This is a genomic window from Pseudomonas sp. P42, from assembly GCF_017973755.1.
Taxonomy (GTDB): Bacteria; Pseudomonadota; Gammaproteobacteria; order Pseudomonadales; family Pseudomonadaceae; genus Aquipseudomonas; species Aquipseudomonas iridis.
Window position 1 is genome coordinate 96,728 of record NZ_JACOPU010000003.1, and the last position, 17,206, is coordinate 113,933.

16 protein-coding genes are annotated in these 17,206 nt (G+C 59.8%); 10 read left to right on the top strand and 6 right to left on the bottom strand.

Features of this window, described 5'->3' with window-relative positions:
* Nucleotides 1–14 precede the first annotated feature (14 nt).
* On the bottom strand, nucleotides 15–461 hold the full coding sequence (locus tag H8B20_RS09820; RefSeq protein WP_210623030.1) for a response regulator: 447 nt from the start codon (nucleotides 459–461) through the stop codon (nucleotides 15–17).
* A gap of 253 nt (nucleotides 462–714) precedes the next feature.
* Between H8B20_RS09820 and H8B20_RS09825 the strand changes: the two genes are divergently transcribed.
* The 8 genes from H8B20_RS09825 (at nucleotide 715) to H8B20_RS09860 (ending at nucleotide 9,926) form a co-directional block, all read left to right on the top strand.
* On the top strand, nucleotides 715–2,655 hold the full coding sequence (locus H8B20_RS09825) for a putative nucleotidyltransferase substrate binding domain-containing protein (protein WP_210623031.1): 1,941 nt from the start codon (nucleotides 715–717) through the stop codon (nucleotides 2,653–2,655).
* Nucleotides 2,652–3,359: a 3'-5' exonuclease gene (locus H8B20_RS09830; protein WP_210623032.1), complete on the top strand. Its 708-nt coding sequence runs from the start codon at nucleotides 2,652–2,654 to the stop codon at nucleotides 3,357–3,359. Before H8B20_RS09825 ends, H8B20_RS09830 begins: the two co-directional genes overlap by 4 nt.
* Nucleotides 3,360–3,560: 201 nt before the next feature.
* Complete coding sequence (locus H8B20_RS09835) at nucleotides 3,561–4,079, top strand: RNA polymerase sigma factor (protein ID WP_210623033.1); 519 nt, start codon at nucleotides 3,561–3,563, stop codon at nucleotides 4,077–4,079.
* Nucleotides 4,076–5,050 carry a FecR domain-containing protein gene (locus tag H8B20_RS09840; protein ID WP_210623034.1) on the top strand — a complete coding sequence of 325 codons (975 nt, stop codon included), beginning with the start codon at nucleotides 4,076–4,078 and terminating at the stop codon, nucleotides 5,048–5,050. The genes H8B20_RS09835 and H8B20_RS09840 overlap by 4 nt, the downstream gene beginning before the upstream one ends.
* Before the next feature lie 266 nt (nucleotides 5,051–5,316).
* Nucleotides 5,317–7,743 (top strand): TonB-dependent siderophore receptor, encoded by a 2,427-nt coding sequence (locus tag H8B20_RS09845; RefSeq protein WP_210623035.1) that lies wholly within the window; start codon nucleotides 5,317–5,319, stop codon nucleotides 7,741–7,743.
* A 74-nt stretch (nucleotides 7,744–7,817) separates the two neighbouring features.
* Nucleotides 7,818–8,948, top strand: coding sequence for a PepSY-associated TM helix domain-containing protein (locus H8B20_RS09850; RefSeq protein WP_210623036.1), 1,131 nt, complete (start codon nucleotides 7,818–7,820; stop codon nucleotides 8,946–8,948).
* Complete coding sequence (locus H8B20_RS09855) at nucleotides 8,945–9,124, top strand: hypothetical protein (protein ID WP_042561436.1); 180 nt, start codon at nucleotides 8,945–8,947, stop codon at nucleotides 9,122–9,124. The genes H8B20_RS09850 and H8B20_RS09855 overlap by 4 nt, the downstream gene beginning before the upstream one ends.
* A 172-nt stretch (nucleotides 9,125–9,296) precedes the next feature.
* Nucleotides 9,297–9,926, top strand: a complete 630-nt coding sequence (locus H8B20_RS09860) for a glutathione S-transferase (RefSeq protein ID WP_210623037.1) — start codon at nucleotides 9,297–9,299, stop codon at nucleotides 9,924–9,926.
* 244 nt (nucleotides 9,927–10,170) lie between these two features.
* Here H8B20_RS09860 and creD read toward each other — a convergent pair whose 3' ends face one another.
* Nucleotides 10,171–11,541, bottom strand: a complete 1,371-nt coding sequence (gene creD, locus H8B20_RS09865; protein WP_210623038.1) for a cell envelope integrity protein CreD — start codon at nucleotides 11,539–11,541, stop codon at nucleotides 10,171–10,173.
* Between the two features lie 169 nt (nucleotides 11,542–11,710).
* On the opposite strand from creD, the gene H8B20_RS09870 reads away from it, so the two are divergent.
* Nucleotides 11,711–12,721, top strand: coding sequence for an acyltransferase family protein (locus H8B20_RS09870; protein WP_210623039.1), 1,011 nt, complete (start codon nucleotides 11,711–11,713; stop codon nucleotides 12,719–12,721).
* 15 nt (nucleotides 12,722–12,736) lie between these two features.
* Here H8B20_RS09870 and creC read toward each other — a convergent pair whose 3' ends face one another.
* The 3 genes from creC to rloA2 all read right to left on the bottom strand — a co-directional run bounded on the left by creC (nucleotide 12,737) and on the right by rloA2 (nucleotide 15,409).
* Nucleotides 12,737–14,155: a two-component system sensor histidine kinase CreC gene (gene creC, locus H8B20_RS09875; protein ID WP_150593671.1), complete on the bottom strand. Its 1,419-nt coding sequence runs from the start codon at nucleotides 14,153–14,155 to the stop codon at nucleotides 12,737–12,739.
* Nucleotides 14,155–14,835, bottom strand: a complete 681-nt coding sequence (creB, locus tag H8B20_RS09880; protein ID WP_210623040.1) for a two-component system response regulator CreB — start codon at nucleotides 14,833–14,835, stop codon at nucleotides 14,155–14,157. The genes creC and creB overlap by 1 nt, the downstream gene beginning before the upstream one ends.
* Before the next feature lie 67 nt (nucleotides 14,836–14,902).
* Nucleotides 14,903–15,409 (bottom strand): retropepsin-like aspartic peptidase RloA2, encoded by a 507-nt coding sequence (gene rloA2 / locus H8B20_RS09885; protein WP_042561441.1) that lies wholly within the window; start codon nucleotides 15,407–15,409, stop codon nucleotides 14,903–14,905.
* 247 nt (nucleotides 15,410–15,656) lie between these two features.
* On the opposite strand from rloA2, the gene H8B20_RS09890 reads away from it, so the two are divergent.
* A complete protein-coding gene (locus H8B20_RS09890) occupies nucleotides 15,657–16,544 on the top strand; it encodes an acyltransferase (protein ID WP_210623041.1) in 888 nt (295 codons plus the stop codon).
* 1 nt (nucleotide 16,545) lies between these two features.
* Here the strand turns inward: H8B20_RS09890 and H8B20_RS09895 are convergent, their stop codons facing one another.
* Nucleotides 16,546–17,103 carry a DUF2780 domain-containing protein gene (locus H8B20_RS09895; protein ID WP_042561443.1) on the bottom strand — a complete coding sequence of 186 codons (558 nt, stop codon included), beginning with the start codon at nucleotides 17,101–17,103 and terminating at the stop codon, nucleotides 16,546–16,548.
* Nucleotides 17,104–17,206 lie beyond the last annotated feature (103 nt).

The window sequence follows — 17,206 nt, forward strand, 5'->3', positions numbered from 1 at the left end:
ATGATCGGGTGGCGCTAAGGCTCAATCCCCAACTCATGCTTGACCAACCCCAGCAACTTCGTCGTATCAATCGGCTTGAGCAAAAAGTCCACCACGCTCAAGTGCATCGCCGCGATCGCGTCTTTCACATCGGCATCGCCCGACACAATGATGATCGGCATCGCCGCCCGCACCGATTCGCGCACCTGACGAACCAGGTCCAGTCCACCGACATTGCCCATGCGCAGATCGGTGATCACCAGCCCGATGGAAGGTTTTTCCTCAAGCATCTTCAGTGCGGTTTCGCCACTGGCGGCGGTCATGCAGCGAATGCCGTCCAACGCCAGAATCTCCGCGAGCAGCTCGCGGGCGTCCTTGTCGTCATCGACGATCAGTACACGCTGCGGCGGCAGGTCGGGTTCGAGCATTACGGCGCTGAGCGCTTCACGCTCGGCGTCGCTCAAAATATCGTGGTCGGACATGGCGTTCTCTACATTTCCAAATCAATCACCTCGCTCAGTCGTCAGACATCGCCAGGCAGAGCTTCAATGTGCACTTCGTCGGATTTTTTTCCAATAGCTGGGCGGGCGAATTTCCGACTGAATTTGTAGGTCACTTCCCAAATATACCCAACGTCATCGCCAACCTAGACTTACGTCCAATGGGCACCCCGGCCGCAGGGGTCGACCATGGCTGCAACGATCCGACAACAACAATTCAAAAAAGACTGCGGTAATGGTTATGAGTAAAGCGGACGCCTTCACCCAGGCAGGGAAAACCGCGGTGTTGCAGAACATTCAGGGTACTGTGCAATTCCTCCAGCGTTTCCCGCCCTTCAATCAGATGGAGCACGCCCACCTCGCCTATCTGGTGGAGCAGTGCCAGCTGCGGTTTTACGGTCAGGGCGAAAGCATCATCAAGCCTGCCGACGGCCCGGTGGAATACTTCCATATCGTCAAACAGGGCCGCGTGGTCGGCGAACGTCCGCACACAGCCAAGGGCGGCACGGAAACCACGTTCGAAATCACCACCGGCGAATGCTTTCCTCTGGCCGCATTGCTGGGTGAGCGGGCAACACGCACCGAGCATCTGGCCGGTGAAGATACTTTCTGCCTGCAACTGAACAAACAGGCGTTCATCAAACTGTTCGCCCTCTCCAGCGTCTTCCGCGACTTCGCCTTGCGCGGGGTCAGCAGCCTGCTCGATCAGGTCAATCAGCAAGTCCAGCAGAAAGCCGTTGAACATCTCGGCACCCAATATTCGCTGAACACCCGTCTCGGCGAGTTGGCGATGCGCCATCCGGTGACGTGCAGCCCCGACACGCCACTGCGTGAAGCGGTGAAGCTGATGCACGAGCAACAGGTCGGCAGCATCGTTGCGGTGGATGAGCACAAGGCGCCGCTGGGCATTTTCACCCTGCGCGATTTGCGCCATGTGGTGGCCGAAGGTGTCGGCGATTTCAGCGAAGCCATCGAACGCCACATGACCCGCGCGCCGTTCTATCTGTCGCCTGATCACAGTGCCTTCGATGCCGCGATTGCCATGACCGAACGGCACATCGCCCATGTCTGCCTGGTCAAGGATCAGCGCCTGTGCGGCGTGGTGTCCGAACGCGATCTGTTTTCCCTGCAACGGGTGGACCTGGTGCATCTGGCCCGGACCATCCGCAGCGCCCAACGCGTCGAACAACTGGTGACACTGCGCGGCGAGATCGGCCAATTGGTCGAGCGCATGCTGGCTCACGGTGCGTCCTCGACGCAGATCACGCACATCATCACCCTGCTCAACGATCACACCGTGTGCCGGGTGATCGAACTGACCCTCGCCGAAAAAGGTGATCCGGGGGTGCCGTTCAGTTGGTTGTGTTTCGGCAGCGAGGGCCGCCGTGAGCAGACGCTGCACACGGATCAGGACAACGGCATTCTCTTTGACGCGCGAGATGCGGCGCATGCCGCGGAGATTCGCGGCAAGCTGCTGCCGATAGCCCAGCAGATCAACCAGAGTCTGGCGCTGTGCGGCTTCACGCTGTGCAAGGGCAACATCATGGCCAGCAACCCTGAGCTGTGCCTGTCCCGTGCGGAATGGGCGCGACGGTTCGCGGCGTTTATCCGCGAGGCGACGCCGGAAAACCTGCTGGGGTCGAGCATCTATTTCGATCTGCGCGTGGTGTGGGGCGATGAACAGGGCTGTGCGCAATTGCGCCGGGGGATTCTCGATCAGGTCGGTGACAACCGCTTGTTCCAGCGCATGATGGCCGACAACGCCCTGCGCAATCGCCCGCCAGTGGGACGCTTCCGTGAGTTTGTGCTGGCGCGCAAGAACGGCGAGAAAGCCACTCTGGATCTGAAAGTCCAGGGCCTGACGCCGTTTGTGGATGGTGCGCGATTGCTCGCGCTGGCCAACGGCATCGATGCCAACAATACGTTGGAGCGCTTCCGTCAGTTGGTGGAAAAGGAAGTCATCGAGCGACTCGACGGCGCGGCATATGAAGAGGCTTATCACTTCATTCAGCAAACGCGCATGCAGCAGCATCAGATCCAGAGCCGCGAGAACCTGCCGTATTCCAACCGGGTCGATCCCGACAGCCTCAATCATCTGGACCGGCGCATCCTGCGTGAATCGCTGCGTCAGGCCCAGCGCCTGCAAAGCAGCCTGACGTTGCGGTATCAGCTATGAGTCTGTTTTCGTGGCTGCGTCCGGCCAGCCCGGTGGTGCCGGCTGATCTGCAACAGCGTCTGGCAAGCCTGCCGTCGATCAATCAACTGGGCGATTGCAGCCTGCGCGAACAGCGCTGGGTGGTGCTCGACCTCGAAACCACCGGGCTGAACCTGAACAAGGATCGGTTGTTGTCGATTGGCGCCGTGGTGATCGAGGACGGCGCGATCGACTTAAGCCAGCAGTTCGAACGCACGCTGCAGTGCTCGGAGGTGAAGCTCGGCGCCAGTGTGTTGATTCATGGCCTGGGGCCGAACGCGATCGCCGCCGGCAGCGACCCGGCCGAGACGCTGGTGGAGTTCATGGAGTTTGTCGGTGACAGCCCGGTATTGGCGTTTCATGCCCCGTTCGATCAGCACATGCTCGGACGGGCGCTGAAGGAACATCTGGGGTACAAATTGCAGCATGTGTTTCTGGATGTCGCCGACATTGCGCCGTTGGTCTGCCCACAGGCGAACATTCGCGAGGCCGGGCTGGATGAGTGGATCGAGTGGTTCAAGCTTGAAGTGTTCGAGCGGCACAACGCGAGTGCCGATGCGCTGGCAACGGCGGAGTTGGCGTTGATACTGTTCAGTCGGGCGCGGGGACAGCAGATTCATAGTCCGCTGGATTTGCAGCAGCGCTTGAGCCAGTGGAAGCGTCGACAGCAGGCGCCCTCTTTCTGACTTTAAACAACACACTCCCTGTAGGAGCTGCCGAAGGCTGCGATCTTTTGACCTTATAAACAGCAAAATCAAAAGATCGCAGCCTCCGGCAGCTCCTACACAGGGCAGCACCCGACCAGTGGCCAATTGCTAACCATTCCCACCTCTGCCACAATCGCGAACAATTCGCGTTAGTTAATATTTCCCAATCGGTGATGTCCGGTGTCGTCAGTCCCAAGCCCTCACAGTGAGCTCGTCGGTGCGATGTATCGCGACCATCGCGGTTGGCTGCTGGCGTGGTTGCGGCGCAATGTGGCGTGTCCGCAGCGTGCCGAAGACTTGAGCCAGGACACTTTCGTACGCCTGCTCGGCCGCGATGAACTGCTGACACCGCGCGAGCCCCGGGCCTTCCTGGTGGCGATCGCCAAAGGGCTGCTGTTCGATTACTTCCGCCGCGCTGCCCTCGAACAGGCTTACCTCACCGAACTGATGCTGATCCCCGAAGGTGAACAACCGTCGGTGGAAGAACAGCAACTGATCCTCGAAGACCTCAAGGCCATCGACCGTCTGCTCGGCAAACTGTCGACCAAGGCCCGCGCTGCGTTCCTTTATAACCGCCTCGATGGCCTCGGCCATGCCGAGATCGCCCAGAAGCTTGGGGTGTCGGTGCCGCGCGTGCGCCAGTATCTCGCTCAAGGCATTCGGCAGTGCTACATCGCGCTGTACGGTGAGCCAATATGAGCCCGGCCAGTTCCAGACCGGTGCCGGCGCATGTGCTGGACGCGGCGATAGCCTGGCAACTGACGCTCGATTCCAGCAGTCCGCTGGAGCGCGAAGAATTCGTCAAGTGGCATGCGGCCCATGAAGAACACGCCCGCGCCTGGCGCCAGTTGGGCATGCTCGATCAGCGATTCAGCGTCGCCAAAGGGCCGGCCCGCAGTGCGCTGCTGCAATCGCGCGAAAGCATTCGCCGCCGCGTACGCAAATTGGGGAGTGGTCTGGCCAGCGTTGTCGCGGTGGTTGGTCTGGCCTTGTTTGCCGGTGAACGCTATCTGCCGCTCGATTACTGGCTCGCCGACCAGCGCACCGCCACCGGCGAACAGCGCACCGTGCGGTTGGCCGACGGCACTTTGCTCAACCTCAATACCCACAGCGCCGTGGACGTGCGCTTCGATGCGAAGCAGCGCCTGATTGTTTTGCAGGAAGGCGAAATCCTCATCGAAACCGCTCACGGCGATACGCGACCTTTCATTGTCGAGACTCGCGAAGGCAGCATGCGCGCGCTCGGCACACGGTTCCTGGTCAAGCGCGAGGAACAGGGCACGCGCCTGAGCGTGCTGCAATCGGCGGTGGCGGCGCATACGCAATCGAACCCTGAAGAACAGATCCTTCGCGAGGGCCAGCAAGTGCTGCTGCGCAGTGACGGGCTTGGCTCGATTGTCGCCCTCACGCCCGGCGCCGATGCCTGGACACGCGGGATGCTGGTGGTCGAGAACGCACGACTGAGCGATCTGGTCCATGAACTGGGTCGCTATCGCCACGGGCATTTGGGCGTGGCACCGGAAGTGGCCGATTTGCGCATTACCGGCAGCTTCCCGTTGCATGACACCGATAAAGCCTTGAGCGCGCTGTTACCGACCCTGCCGGTGCAGATCGAGCAGCGCACACCGTATTGGGTCACCGTGGCGAAGGCTGATTCCAAACCTGAGTAATTGGTTGCCTGAGCTACCGCCATCGCTGGCAAGCCAGCTCCCACAGTTTTCAGTGCTGTACACAAAATTAATGTTTACCGCAGAACCCTGTGGGAGCTGGCTTGCCAGCGATGAGGCCGCCAGTTGCTCGCAAAAACAAGGGTCGCCACAAGAATCAGCAGCCCCACTTCAAGTAAATCGAAATTATTTTCATCCAGCCCTATCACTTTTTGATTTTCATCCGGCACACAGGCAATTGAGAAATATTTTCATTCAGGAGCCGCCGTATGTCCCGTTCGCTAGACACCTTGTTGCGCCCCAGTTTGCTGGCGGTCGCCATTGCCCTCAGCACTCCGCTGGTCAGCAGCCAACTGATCGCCGCTGAACAAGCGTCCAGCGTTCGCGCCTACAATCTGCCGGCAGCGCCGCTGTCGACCACCCTGAACCAGATCGCCAGCCAGGGCGGCCTCGCGCTGTCGCTGAACCCGGCGCTGGCGGCGGGCAAAACGTCGGCGCCCGTGAGCGGCCAATACGACGCCGCCGGCGCTTTGCGCGCAGCCCTGCGTGGCACCGGCCTGCAACTGGAACAAAGCAGCACCGGCACTTACACCTTGGTGGCTGTGCCGGAAGGCGTGATGGCGCTGCCGGAAACATCGGTCATCGGTGTAGAGAATCTGGAAACAGCCTGGAGCCCGGTCGAGGGCTACACCGCCACGCGCACCGCCGCCGGCAGCAAAACCGACACAGCACTGGTCGAAGCGCCACGCTCGATCTCGGTAGCGACCCGTCAGCAAATGGAAGACCGAGGCGTGCACAGTCTCGATGACGCCGTGCGCTATATGCCGGGCATCACCGCCAGCAGCTACGGCAGCGACACTCGGGCCGACTGGCTGCGCGTACGCGGCTTCGAGCCGACCCAGTTCCTGGATGGCCTGCCGCTGCCAAAAGGTGTGTACGCCAACCCGAAACAGGAAACCTGGAACCTCGACCGCCTCGCCCTGCTGCGCGGCCCGGCATCGTCCGTCTACGGCCAGACCCCGCCGGGCGGCTTGCTGGACATGGTCAGCCGTCGCCCAAGCGACATCGCCAGCAGCGAAATCCAGTTGCAGTACGGCAGCGACAACCATCGCCAGATCAACTTCGCCAGCACCGGCAAGATCGATGAGGCCGGTCAGTTTCTCTATGGCATCAGCGGCGTGGTGCGTGACAGCGGTACGCAGGTCGACCACGTCGACAACAAGCGCTACAACATTGCGCCGAGCCTGACCTGGAACATCGACGAAGATACCAAGTTCACCCTGCTGAGCCAGTTCACTCGCGACGATACCGGCATTACCAGCCAGTTCCTGCCGATTCAGGGCACCAAGATCAAATCGCCATTCGGTGATATTTCCCATCACAAGAATCTCGGTGATCCGGACTGGGAATACTACGACCGCACTTACTACGCATTGGGTTATGCCTTCGAGCATCGCTTGAACGACACCTGGCAGTTCAAGCAGAACCTGCGTTACACCAAGTCGGATCTGTCGTTCCAGTCGCTCACGCCAGGCTCGTACCCGTTCACGCAGGTGGATGATCAGGGCAACGTCGGCCGCACCAGCACCAGCGTCGACGAAGACATCAGCCAGTTCGCTGTGGACAACAATTTCCAGGCTGACTTCGCCACTGGCGACATCCGCCACACTCTGCTGCTGGGCTTGGATCACCAGCGCAGTAACACCAATTACACTTCGATCTTCGGTGACGGTCTGGAAACCAACGTAATCAACCCGATCTACGGCCAGCCAATCGTGCGTCCGGCGCGCTCCACTGCGTTCTACGACTACAACCAGAAGACCTACCAGACCGGCCTGTACGTGCAGGACCAAATGGCCCTCGACCAGTGGCGCCTGACACTGGGCGGGCGTGAAGACTGGGTGCACACCAGCACTCAGTTCATCAACAAGGGCGATGCCACCAACACCCAGCGCGACAAGGCGTTCAGCGGCAACGCGGCGCTCAGCTATGTATTCGATTCGGGCTTCGTGCCGTACCTGTCGTATGCCGAATCCTTCCAGCCAACCACTGGCGCCGACGCAACGTCCACCGGTTCGCTCAAGCCCACCGAAGGCAAGCAATGGGAACTGGGCATCAAGTACCAGCCGCCGGGCAGCAAGACCCTGCTCAGCGCCGCTGTGTATGACCTCACCCAGAAGAACGTCTCGGTCAACACGTTCGTCGACGGCGTGTCGATCACCAGCCAGACCGGCGAAGTGAAAGTCAAAGGCCTGGAGCTGGAAGCGGTCTCCGACGTCACCGAAAACCTGAAAGTCATCGCCGCCTACACCTTGGCCAAGTCTGAAGTGCAGAACGGCGCCGACAAAGGCAATCGCTTGCAACTGATGCCGAACCAGCAGGCCTCGTTGTGGACGGACTACACCTGGCACACCGGCGTGCTTGATGGTTTCGGCGTGGGCGCCGGCGTGCGTTATACCGGCAACACCTACGGCGACAAAGCCAACACCTGGCTGGGCAAGGCGGACGCTTACACCGTGTTCGACGCGAGCGTGCATTACGACCTCGGACGTCTGGACAACAGCCTCAAAGGTGCGTCGCTGGCACTGAACGCGACCAACCTGTTCGACAAGGAATACATTTCCACCTGCGACAGCTTCTACTGCTACTACGGCGACACGCGCAGTGTCGTCGCCAGCGCCACTTACAAGTGGTAAGCGACTGAGCTGAAACAGGCCCTGTAACCTGGCCGTCCCTCGCGGACGGCTTTGGTGTTTTTGAAGGTCATGAAATGAAAAGTAAAACAATTCGCCGCTGGTCGTTCATCCACACCTGGACCAGCCTGATCTGCACCGTGTTTTTGCTGATGCTGGCCCTGACCGGTTTGCCGCTGATTTTCCATCACGAGATCGAACACGCGCTCGGCGATGCGCCGCACGTGCGCGAGATGCCGGCCGACACACCGCGCCTGAATCTGGCGCAACTGGTGCAGGCTGCCGAACAACATCGCCCTGACGAAGTCGTGCAGTACTTCGGCTTCGACGACGATGAGCCGAACGCGGTGCTGACGATCATGGCGAAGACTGCCGGCACCGAACCGAACTCCTCACACACCTTCATGCTTGACGCGCGCACCGGCGAAGCGCTGGAAACCCCTTCGGCCAACGGCGGTTTGATGCTGTTCATCCTGCGCCTGCACGTCGACATGTTCGCCGGGCTGCCGGGCAAACTGCTGCTGGCGTTCATGGGTTTGCTGTTTGTCGTCGCGATTGTTTCGGGGACGGTGTTGTACCTGCCGTTCATGCGCCGGTTGAAGTTCGGCACCGTGCGCCAGGACAAATCCACGCGCCTGCGCTGGCTCGACCTGCATAACCTGATCGGCGTCGTCACACTGACCTGGGCACTGGTGGTCGGCGTGACCGGTGTGATCAGCGCATGCTCCGATCTGATCATCGCCGCTTGGCGCAACGATGCGCTGACCACGCTGATCGCACCTTATCGCGATGCACCGCCGCTGACGCACCTGGCACCGGCCACCCGCTTGCTCGATATCGCGGCGGAAGTTGCCCCGGGCATGAAGCCGGATTTTATTGCCTTCCCCGGCACGCGTTTTTCCAGTGAGCACCATTACTCGGTGTTCATGAAGGGCGGCACGCATTTGACGTCGCACCTGCTGACGCCGGTGCTGATCGACGCCACCACCCTGAAAGTCACCGCCGTCGCCGAACGCCCGTGGTACATGGACGCCATGGGCATGTCGCAGCCGCTGCACTTTGGCGACTACGGCGGCATGCCGATGAAAATCCTCTGGGCGACGCTCGATGTGCTGACGATCATCGTGCTCGGCAGTGGCGTGTATCTGTGGGTGGTTCGGCGCAGGGCGACCAAGCCGGTGCTGGAAACGGCGGAGGCGTCTGCATGAAGCCGCGTCAGTCGAATTTCTGGAAGGTGTTCAGCACACCGCTGGTGATTGCGTTGCTCAGTGCGGCGGGGTTGTTCGCCGCATTGTTGGGGGATGGTATCTGGGATGCGTTGAGCTGGGTCGGGCTCGGCGTGCCTGCGGTTCTGGCCATAAAAGGATTGTTGCAGCGAAGCTAGAAAACGTGTGGGAGCGAGCCTGCTCGCGAAAGCGCTCTGACATTCAACATCAACGTTGACTGTACCGACGGCTTCGCGAGCAGGCTCGCTCCCACATTGGTTTTGCGCAGGGATTGAGGAGGCGGCGTTACGCGCTATGCTGCCCCTTCACCATTTTGATCGAGGCCTGCCAATGTCCGCCCCCAGCATGACCCTGTTCCACAACACGCTTTCCCCGTTCGTACGCAAAGTGATGGTGTTGCTGCATGAGACCGGTCAGCAGGATCGCGTTGCGTTGCAAGACTGCGTCCTCAGCCCGGTCAGCCCGGACCCGGCGCTCAACGCCAACAACCCGCTGGGCAAGATTCCGGCCCTGCGCCTGGCCGACGGCACCGTCATCCATGACAGCCGCGTCATCCTCGAATACCTCGATCACCAGCATGTCGGCAACCCGCTGATCCCCCGCGAAGGCTCGGCCCGCTGGCGGCGCCTGACCCTGGCCTCGATGGCCGACGGGATCATGGATGCTTCGGTCATGGTGCGTTATGAACTGGTGCTGCGCGCGCCAGAAAAACACTGGGATGAATGGCTCGAAGCGCAACGCGAGAAAATCCGCCGCGCTCTGAATCTGCTGGAGAACGACGCCATCGCCGAGCTGACCAGCCACTTCGACATTGCCGCGATCAGCGTGGCCTGTGCCCTGGGTTATCTCGACCTGCGCTTTCCGGACCTGGGCTGGCGCGAGGCCAACCCGCAACTGGCCAACTGGTTCTTTGAAGTCAGTCAGCGACCGTCCATGATCGCGACCATGCCCAAGCCCTGAATCTGAGGCGCCTGTTCCGGCCTCATCGCTGGCAAGCCAGCTCCCACAGTGGATTTGGCTGTAACAGAGATATCTGTTTCATCACAGAACCTATGGGAGCTGGATGTGGCAGAGAGAACTGATCCAGCACACATCTTGTGGGAGCTGGCTGGCCAGCGACGGCGCCACCTCGGTTCCGGCGGTAGTGACGCAACAATCAGCGTCACCAACACCTCAGCATCCCGCTGATCCTCTCGCAATCCACTCATTGCACCGCTCCAATATCAAACTCCAGCGGTTTCGCCGGTTTCTGCCCGATCCCGTACCAATCCAGTTTGCGCGTCAGCACCATGAATACACCCAGCAAGCCAAACAGCAGCAGCGAGCCCATCAGCAGCGCATAGTCCTCGGCGCTCAACAAGCCATAGAGCAAGCCATACAAGGCCGCCAAACCCGCCGAAAAACTCAAGCCATGCCGCACGCTGTGCAGCACATGGCAGACATAGAATCCGATCAACACCACACAACCGCTGGCCGATAACAGATACGCCGGGCCAAAACCGATGTGCTCCGACAGCGACAGCAACAACAGATAAAAGAACGCCAGCGCCACACCCACCAACGCGTACTGCACCGGGTGCACCGCCAGGCTCTTGAGCACTTCGAACAGGAAGAAACCGGCGAACGTCAGCACGATGAACAGCAATGCATATTTGATCGCACGCTCGCTCTTCAGGTACTGATCCACCGGATCGATGAAACTTACGCCAAAGCTGCGGCCATTGAAGGCCTCGCAATCATTGCTGCTCACACAGCGGCTCATGGCGTCCTGCAAGTTTGTGGAGAAAAACGTAGTCTGCCAATCAGCGCTGAAACCGGCGTCATTGATTTCACGTTTGGCCGGCAGGAAGTTGCCAACAAAACTCGGATGCGGCCAGTTGGCGGTGAGGCTCACACTGCTGCTCTTGCCCACCGGCAGCACTTGCAGCGAGCCGGTGCCCTGCAGACGCAGGTCGAAGCCGAACGCCAGTTCCGTGGCTTTGCTGGCGTCGAGCAATGGCAGCGTCACCCGTACGCCTTCGCCGAGCCAGCCGACTTGCGTACCGGGAACGAAGTCCAGGCGCTGGCCGTCGAGTTCCAGCTTCAAGGCGTTTTCGATGCCGCGAATGTCACTGATGCCGACCGCGAGAAACGGTGCATCGAACTGGTAGTCGACGAAGTCTTCCTTGATGCCCAATTGCGCCGGCAAGGAGAAATGCCCGTTGATGCGGTTATCAGCGTGGAACAGCCGCGCCTCGTAAATGCCCCGGGCGCGCAGTTCGGTTTGCACCTGACCATCGAGTTCGAAGCGTTCCGGCAAGAAGTACAAACGCCCGCGCTCTTCGCCAGGCTCGTCATAACGCTGATTGGTCTTGTCGTTGATCTTCCAGTTGTGCACCACTTTGCGATACGGCACCACCATCACCGGCCCGCTCAACTGCTGGCTGTAACTGGAGCTGCGAGCGATGTCTTCAAGCACGCCGTCACGCAGTTGCTGGCGATCATCGATGACGCCGTCGATCATCAGCAACGGCACCAGCAACAGCAGGATCAACAGGCCAATGGCCCCGAGTTTTATGGTCAGACTTCGGTTCATAAGGACGCTCCCTTGTTGGAATGGGATCGAGTCTGAGAGCGCTGCATGGTTTTGTTATGGAGGTTGTGTGGGATTTGCGTGGAAATACGTGTAGAACCCGTTTCTCGGCAAGCGCGGTTTATTTCAAACCGGCTCACCTTGAACACTCTTTGGGTAAAGGACTATCACGTTGCACAACAACTCATTCGATTTGATCAGGCACATCGCTGCGTTGCTGGTGCTGGTCAGTCACCACTTTGTACTATATGGCCGGGAAGAACCGGGTATTGCCGGTTACAACTCGCTGGGCGGCATCGCCGTCACCGTGTTTTTTGCGATATCCGGCCTGTTGATTACCCAGAGCTACCTCAATGCGCGCTGCTTCGGCGATTACCTGAGCAAACGCGTCGCGCGCATCTTTCCCGCGTTGATCCTATGCGCGTTCGTCATGACTTATATCGGTGGCAGTCTGTTCGCCGAAGGTTATGTCAGCGGTTCAAGTGCCTTGATCGACTTCATGCGTATTTCGGTTTTTGGCAGGGCCGACATCAGAGAAATTACCGACGGCTTTATTTTCGCCGACTCCTTTAATGGCAGTTTGTGGACACTGAAAATCGAGTTCGGTTTTTATCTGCTGCTGGCGCTCGCGCTTGGACTCTTCCGACGATCTCTGCTGCCTTGGATCCTGTTGGCGATGTTTGTGATGGCCACCTACGTTCTGGGCAATCACGTGACGGGCGCGCTGGCGCAGAAACTTGCGGTGTACAGCACAGCCGGCATCGCGTTCTTTGCCGGGGCCGTGATGGCCTTCTATAAACAACACTTAAGCGACCCGCGCGTGCTAGCTATCACGCTGGCAGCCGGGGTTGTTCTGGTATTGGTCAGCATTGGGACGACGTTGGCCGGCGTACTCGCGACGCTTGGCTTTTGTATCGCCACCGTGAGTATCGGCTTGCTGTATGTCGACCAAAGTATTCGCGGGCGCTTCGATATTTCCTACGGCACTTATCTTTACGCATTCCCGGTACAGCAACTCGTGATCAACAAAACGTCGCTTGGTTTTGGTTGGTCGATGCTGGTGTCCACGCTGATCGTGATTGCGCTGGCAATCGTATCCTGGCGTCTGGTCGAGCAACCGGCGCTGCAATTTATCCATCGCAAGAATCGTCAGCGCGCTGTACAGGCATCGACACAACCCTAAGCCAGCGCAATGCCTCTAAGGCAGGCGCACTGTCACTTGCACACCGCCCGGCACATTGCAGATCGCGAGTTGGCCACCATGCAACTTGACCACTTCTTCAACGAAATTGAGCCCAAGCCCGGTGCTCTTGCGCCCACTGTCCGGGCGCGGCAGCGAGTAGAAGCGTTCGGTCAAACGCGGCAACGCATAGTCGGGAATCGGTGAGGTTTCATTGAACAAGCGGACTTCAATCTGCTCCCCCAACCGTTCGGCACTAACGCGCAGCAAGCCCTGACGCGGGGTGAAATCCAGCGCATTCTCCAGCAGATTGCCCAACGCCTGACGCAGCAGAAATGGCTCGCCGATCAGCAACAAATCCGCTGCGACCGCTTGTTCAACACGCAACTGTTTGCCTTCAATTCGCGCAGCCTGGGCGTGCAACAACTCATCGACCAACACTGCCAGCGGCACGGCCACGCGTTCCTCCAGACCCTGGCGCTGCTCCACTTGCGCCAGATTCAGCAAGCGCTCGATCAACTGCTGCATCCGTGCACTTTCGCTGTCGATGTTGCCGACAAACCGCAGGCGCTGCGCCGGTGCCATCTCACCTTGCAACAACTCCGCCGCGCCACGAATCGCCGCCAGTGGACTTTTCAGTTCATGGGTAAGTGTGTGCACGTAACGCTCGACGTAGGCCTTGCCCTCCAGTTGCGTGCGCATCTGCTCCACCGCTGTCGCAAGCTGCTCCAACTCACCACCGCGATAGTGCGGCACTTCCACACGCCGCCCTTCGCTGACGGCCTGAGCGTAACCGGTCAAGCGATGCAGCGCGCGACTCAGCCACCACGACAGCAATGCGCCGAACAGCAGACCGAGGCCGATCAACCCGGCGCCGTAAAGCAACAGGCGCCGCTCGGTGCGATCGACATACGGCTGCAAAGAGCTGTTGGGCTTGGCCACCGTGACCACACCGATAATGCGGCCGTTGTCACGAATGGGCGCGCCGACGTGCATCACCGAAGAACTCGGGTCATCCGCATCGCTGCGGCTGGAACGGGCACCGTATTCACCACGCAGAGTCAGGTAGACGTCGTTCCAGCGCGAATAGTCCTGCCCCACCGCCACGCCATTGGAGTCCAGCACGACAATGCCATTGGCGTCGGTGACATAGATGCGATGGTTGACCTGATTCTTCGGCAAGCCCCAGATCGTCGCTTGCGGCTGGCGTTCGCCGTAAGCACGGAGCAATTGCGGCCAGCGATTCTCACTGAGGGTGCCGGCCTTGAAGTCGTCTCGCAGGATCTCCGCCATCAGGTTGGCGGTATCAACCAACGTTTCTTCGGTGGACTGACGCACGCCAGGGCGGATTTCTTCCATCACGGTGTTGAGCACGAAATAACCGGTCAGGCCGACAAACAGCACATACACCAGAAAAATTCGCAGGCCCAACGACATCAGCTCTGCCCCGGGCTGTAGCTGTAACCGAGGCCACGATGAGTCTGGATTGGCTCGGCTTCAGCGCGGACGAGGCGCAGTTTGGCGCGTACGCTTTTGATGTGGCTGTCGATGCTGCGCTCGTACCCGGCATCGGCGGCCACGCCCAGCGCATCGAGTAATTGTTCGCGACTGAACACCCGTTCCGGTTGTTCGAGCAGGCATTGCAGCAGGCGGAATTCATGGCGCGTGAGGCTCAATGTCTGACCGCGATAGCTGATCTGGACGCGCTCGGGATCAATGCGAAACAGTTTCGAAGTGGCCTCAATGACGGGACGCGGCGCCATACGCTTGAGGATTGCCCTCACCCGCGCCGCGACTTCCCGTGGGCTGAACGGCTTGACCACGTAGTCGTCAGCGCCGATTTCCAGCCCCACCACACGATCAATCTCGGCATCGCGAGCACTGAGGAACAGCACCGGCACTTCACTGAAACGCCGCAGCTGTTTGCAGGTTTCGAAACCGCTGATGTCTGGCAGGCCGATGTCGAGGATGATCAGATCGGCCGGTGTCTGCCGTTGATGCTCAAGCGCCGCCTCGCCAAGGCTCACCCACGTGGTGGTGAACCCCTCGCCCTGCAGGGCAAAAATCAGCGTGTCGGCAATCGCCGCTTCGTCTTCGACAATCAGGATATGAGGCATGGCATCCGAGCCCGTGGTTGAGTGCGCGAACGTTGCCCCAAGCCTGACGTTACGTCAATGAGACCACTTAGCAGTCAGGCTTGTCAGCCGTGTAACGACGCGCCGGGTTTACTGCCGCGTCAAACTCGCGCAAGGCTTTGGCCCCGATCAACAGCGGATAGTTGAAGTGGCTGCGATCCGTCAGGTTGACCTCCACGGTGCGTTTGACGTTACCCAGGCACAGCTCCAGATCGACCACCGGGCGTTTGGCCGCTTCAGTGGTTTCGCGCTCATCGTCGTCCTCGTCGGAACGGCTTTTGATCTTGCTGATGCGCGCGACCTTGTGTTCATAAACCTTGTTGCTGGCATCTTTGGTGGCGAGGCGGAAACGTACCCAGTCGTCGCCATCGCGGGTGAAGGTCTCGATGTCCTTGGCCGACAGCGAGGCAGTCAGCGCGCCGGTGTCCATCTTGGCCTTGAGCACTTCACCACCGATTTCCGGCAACGCAATGTATTCATAGCGCCCGTAGAGGGTCGGCTCAGCGGCCATGACCGGCAGAGCGACAAGGGCAAACAGTGCAAGGAGGGATTTCACGTAAGGGGCTTCCTTGGGGGAGTTGGGCAATGGGATTTTAGACCGTTGTCTTTGAATTCGTTCGGCAAACCCAAGATCAAAGGATCGCAGCCTTCGGCAGCTCCTACAGTGATGAGAGTAGGAGCTGCCGGAGGCTGCGATCCTTTGATCTTAGTGGTGCAAAGGTGAAACATTCGTCAGCGCAGATTTGGCCTGTCGCCCGAAGCTGCTTATCATGGCGAGCACATCCGTCTTCAAAGAGTTCCTTATGCGCCGCCTGCTCACCGGCTGTTTCGTCACCCTGCTGTTGTTGCTCAACACCCTGATCCTGATCGGGCCGTTGCTGGTGTTTGCCTTGCTCAAACTGATTGCGCCCGGCCGCTGGCGCGATCATGCATCGGCGGCGGTGATGTGGATCGCCGAGACCTGGGCGGAAATCGACAAGCTGATTTTCCGCCTGTGCATCCCGACTCAGTGGGACATTCGCGGTGGCGAAAACCTGCGCCGGGACACCTCGTATCTGGTGGTCAGCAACCATCAGTCGTGGGTCGACATTCCGGCACTGATCCAGACCCTCAACCGACGCACGCCGTTCTTCAAGTTCTTCCTTAAAAAGGAGCTGATCTGGGTGCCGTTCCTGGGTTTGGCCTGGTGGGCACTGGATTACCCGTTCATGAAACGCTACACCAAGGCGTTTCTGGCGAAAAACCCGGAGCTGGCGGGCAAGGATCTGGAAATCACCAAAGCCGCCTGTGAGCTGTTCAAGCGCCAGCCGGTGACGGTGGTGAATTATCTGGAAGGCACGCGCTACACGGCTGCCAAAAGCTGCCAGCAGCAATCACCGTTCAACCAATTGCTCAAGCCCAAGGCCGGCGGCGTGGCGTTCGTGCTGGCGGCAATGGGTGAACAGCTGGACGCAATTCTCGACGTCACCGTGGTTTATCCACAGCAGAAAATTCCGGGGTTCTGGGACTTGATCAGCGGCGGCGTGCCGCGAGTGATCGTCGACATCCAGACCCGCGAACTCGACCCCGCGCTGTGGCAGGGCGATTACGCCAACGATCCGGTATTTCGCGAGAAGGTCCAGAACTGGGTCAACCAACTCTGGACGCTCAAGGATCAACGCATCACCGAGCTACTCGGCGAGCGGAGCTGATTCAGCTACCGGTGCCGGTGCCCCAGATGCTGCCAAGGCTGCTCAACAGCGAACCGCCGACGCCCTGCTGACCGAGGTATTGCAGGATCACCGGGGCAAATTGGCCGATCATGCCGCTGTCCATGCCCAGCGCGCTGAACGCGTTGTTCAGGTCATTGGTGTCCTTGACGTTGCCCAGCGCGTTTTCCAGACCGGCGGATTTGCCCGACGAACCGAGCAAACCGCTCAATGCCGCCAGATTGCCGCTGCCACCCGAGAGCTTGTCGATGCCCGGCACTTCCTTGGCCAGCTGCGAGTAGTCAGTGCTGCTCAGCTGGTTTTTCGCCAGGCCCAGCATCGCACTGGTGCCACCAACGGCTTGCTGCGGCGTGACGTCCAAAGCGCTAAGCGCGCTCAACAGACCGGCGGTTTCCGAGGTCGGCGCCGCGGCGGCAGCCTTGTCACCGCCCTGCATGCCCGAAACCGCCCCCGCTACATCGTTGAGGCTGAAACCGGCAAGCGCGGGGCCTGCGGTCAACGCCATCAATGAGGCCAAGGCAAAACCGCGTGCAATCTTCATTTCAGACATCCTCTTGTGACGTAAAGACCGTTCATTCAACGATCAAACTGCCGGTTTGACCGGGTATGCGCCGCCATGTTCCGGAACCGCAAGCGCCACTGTC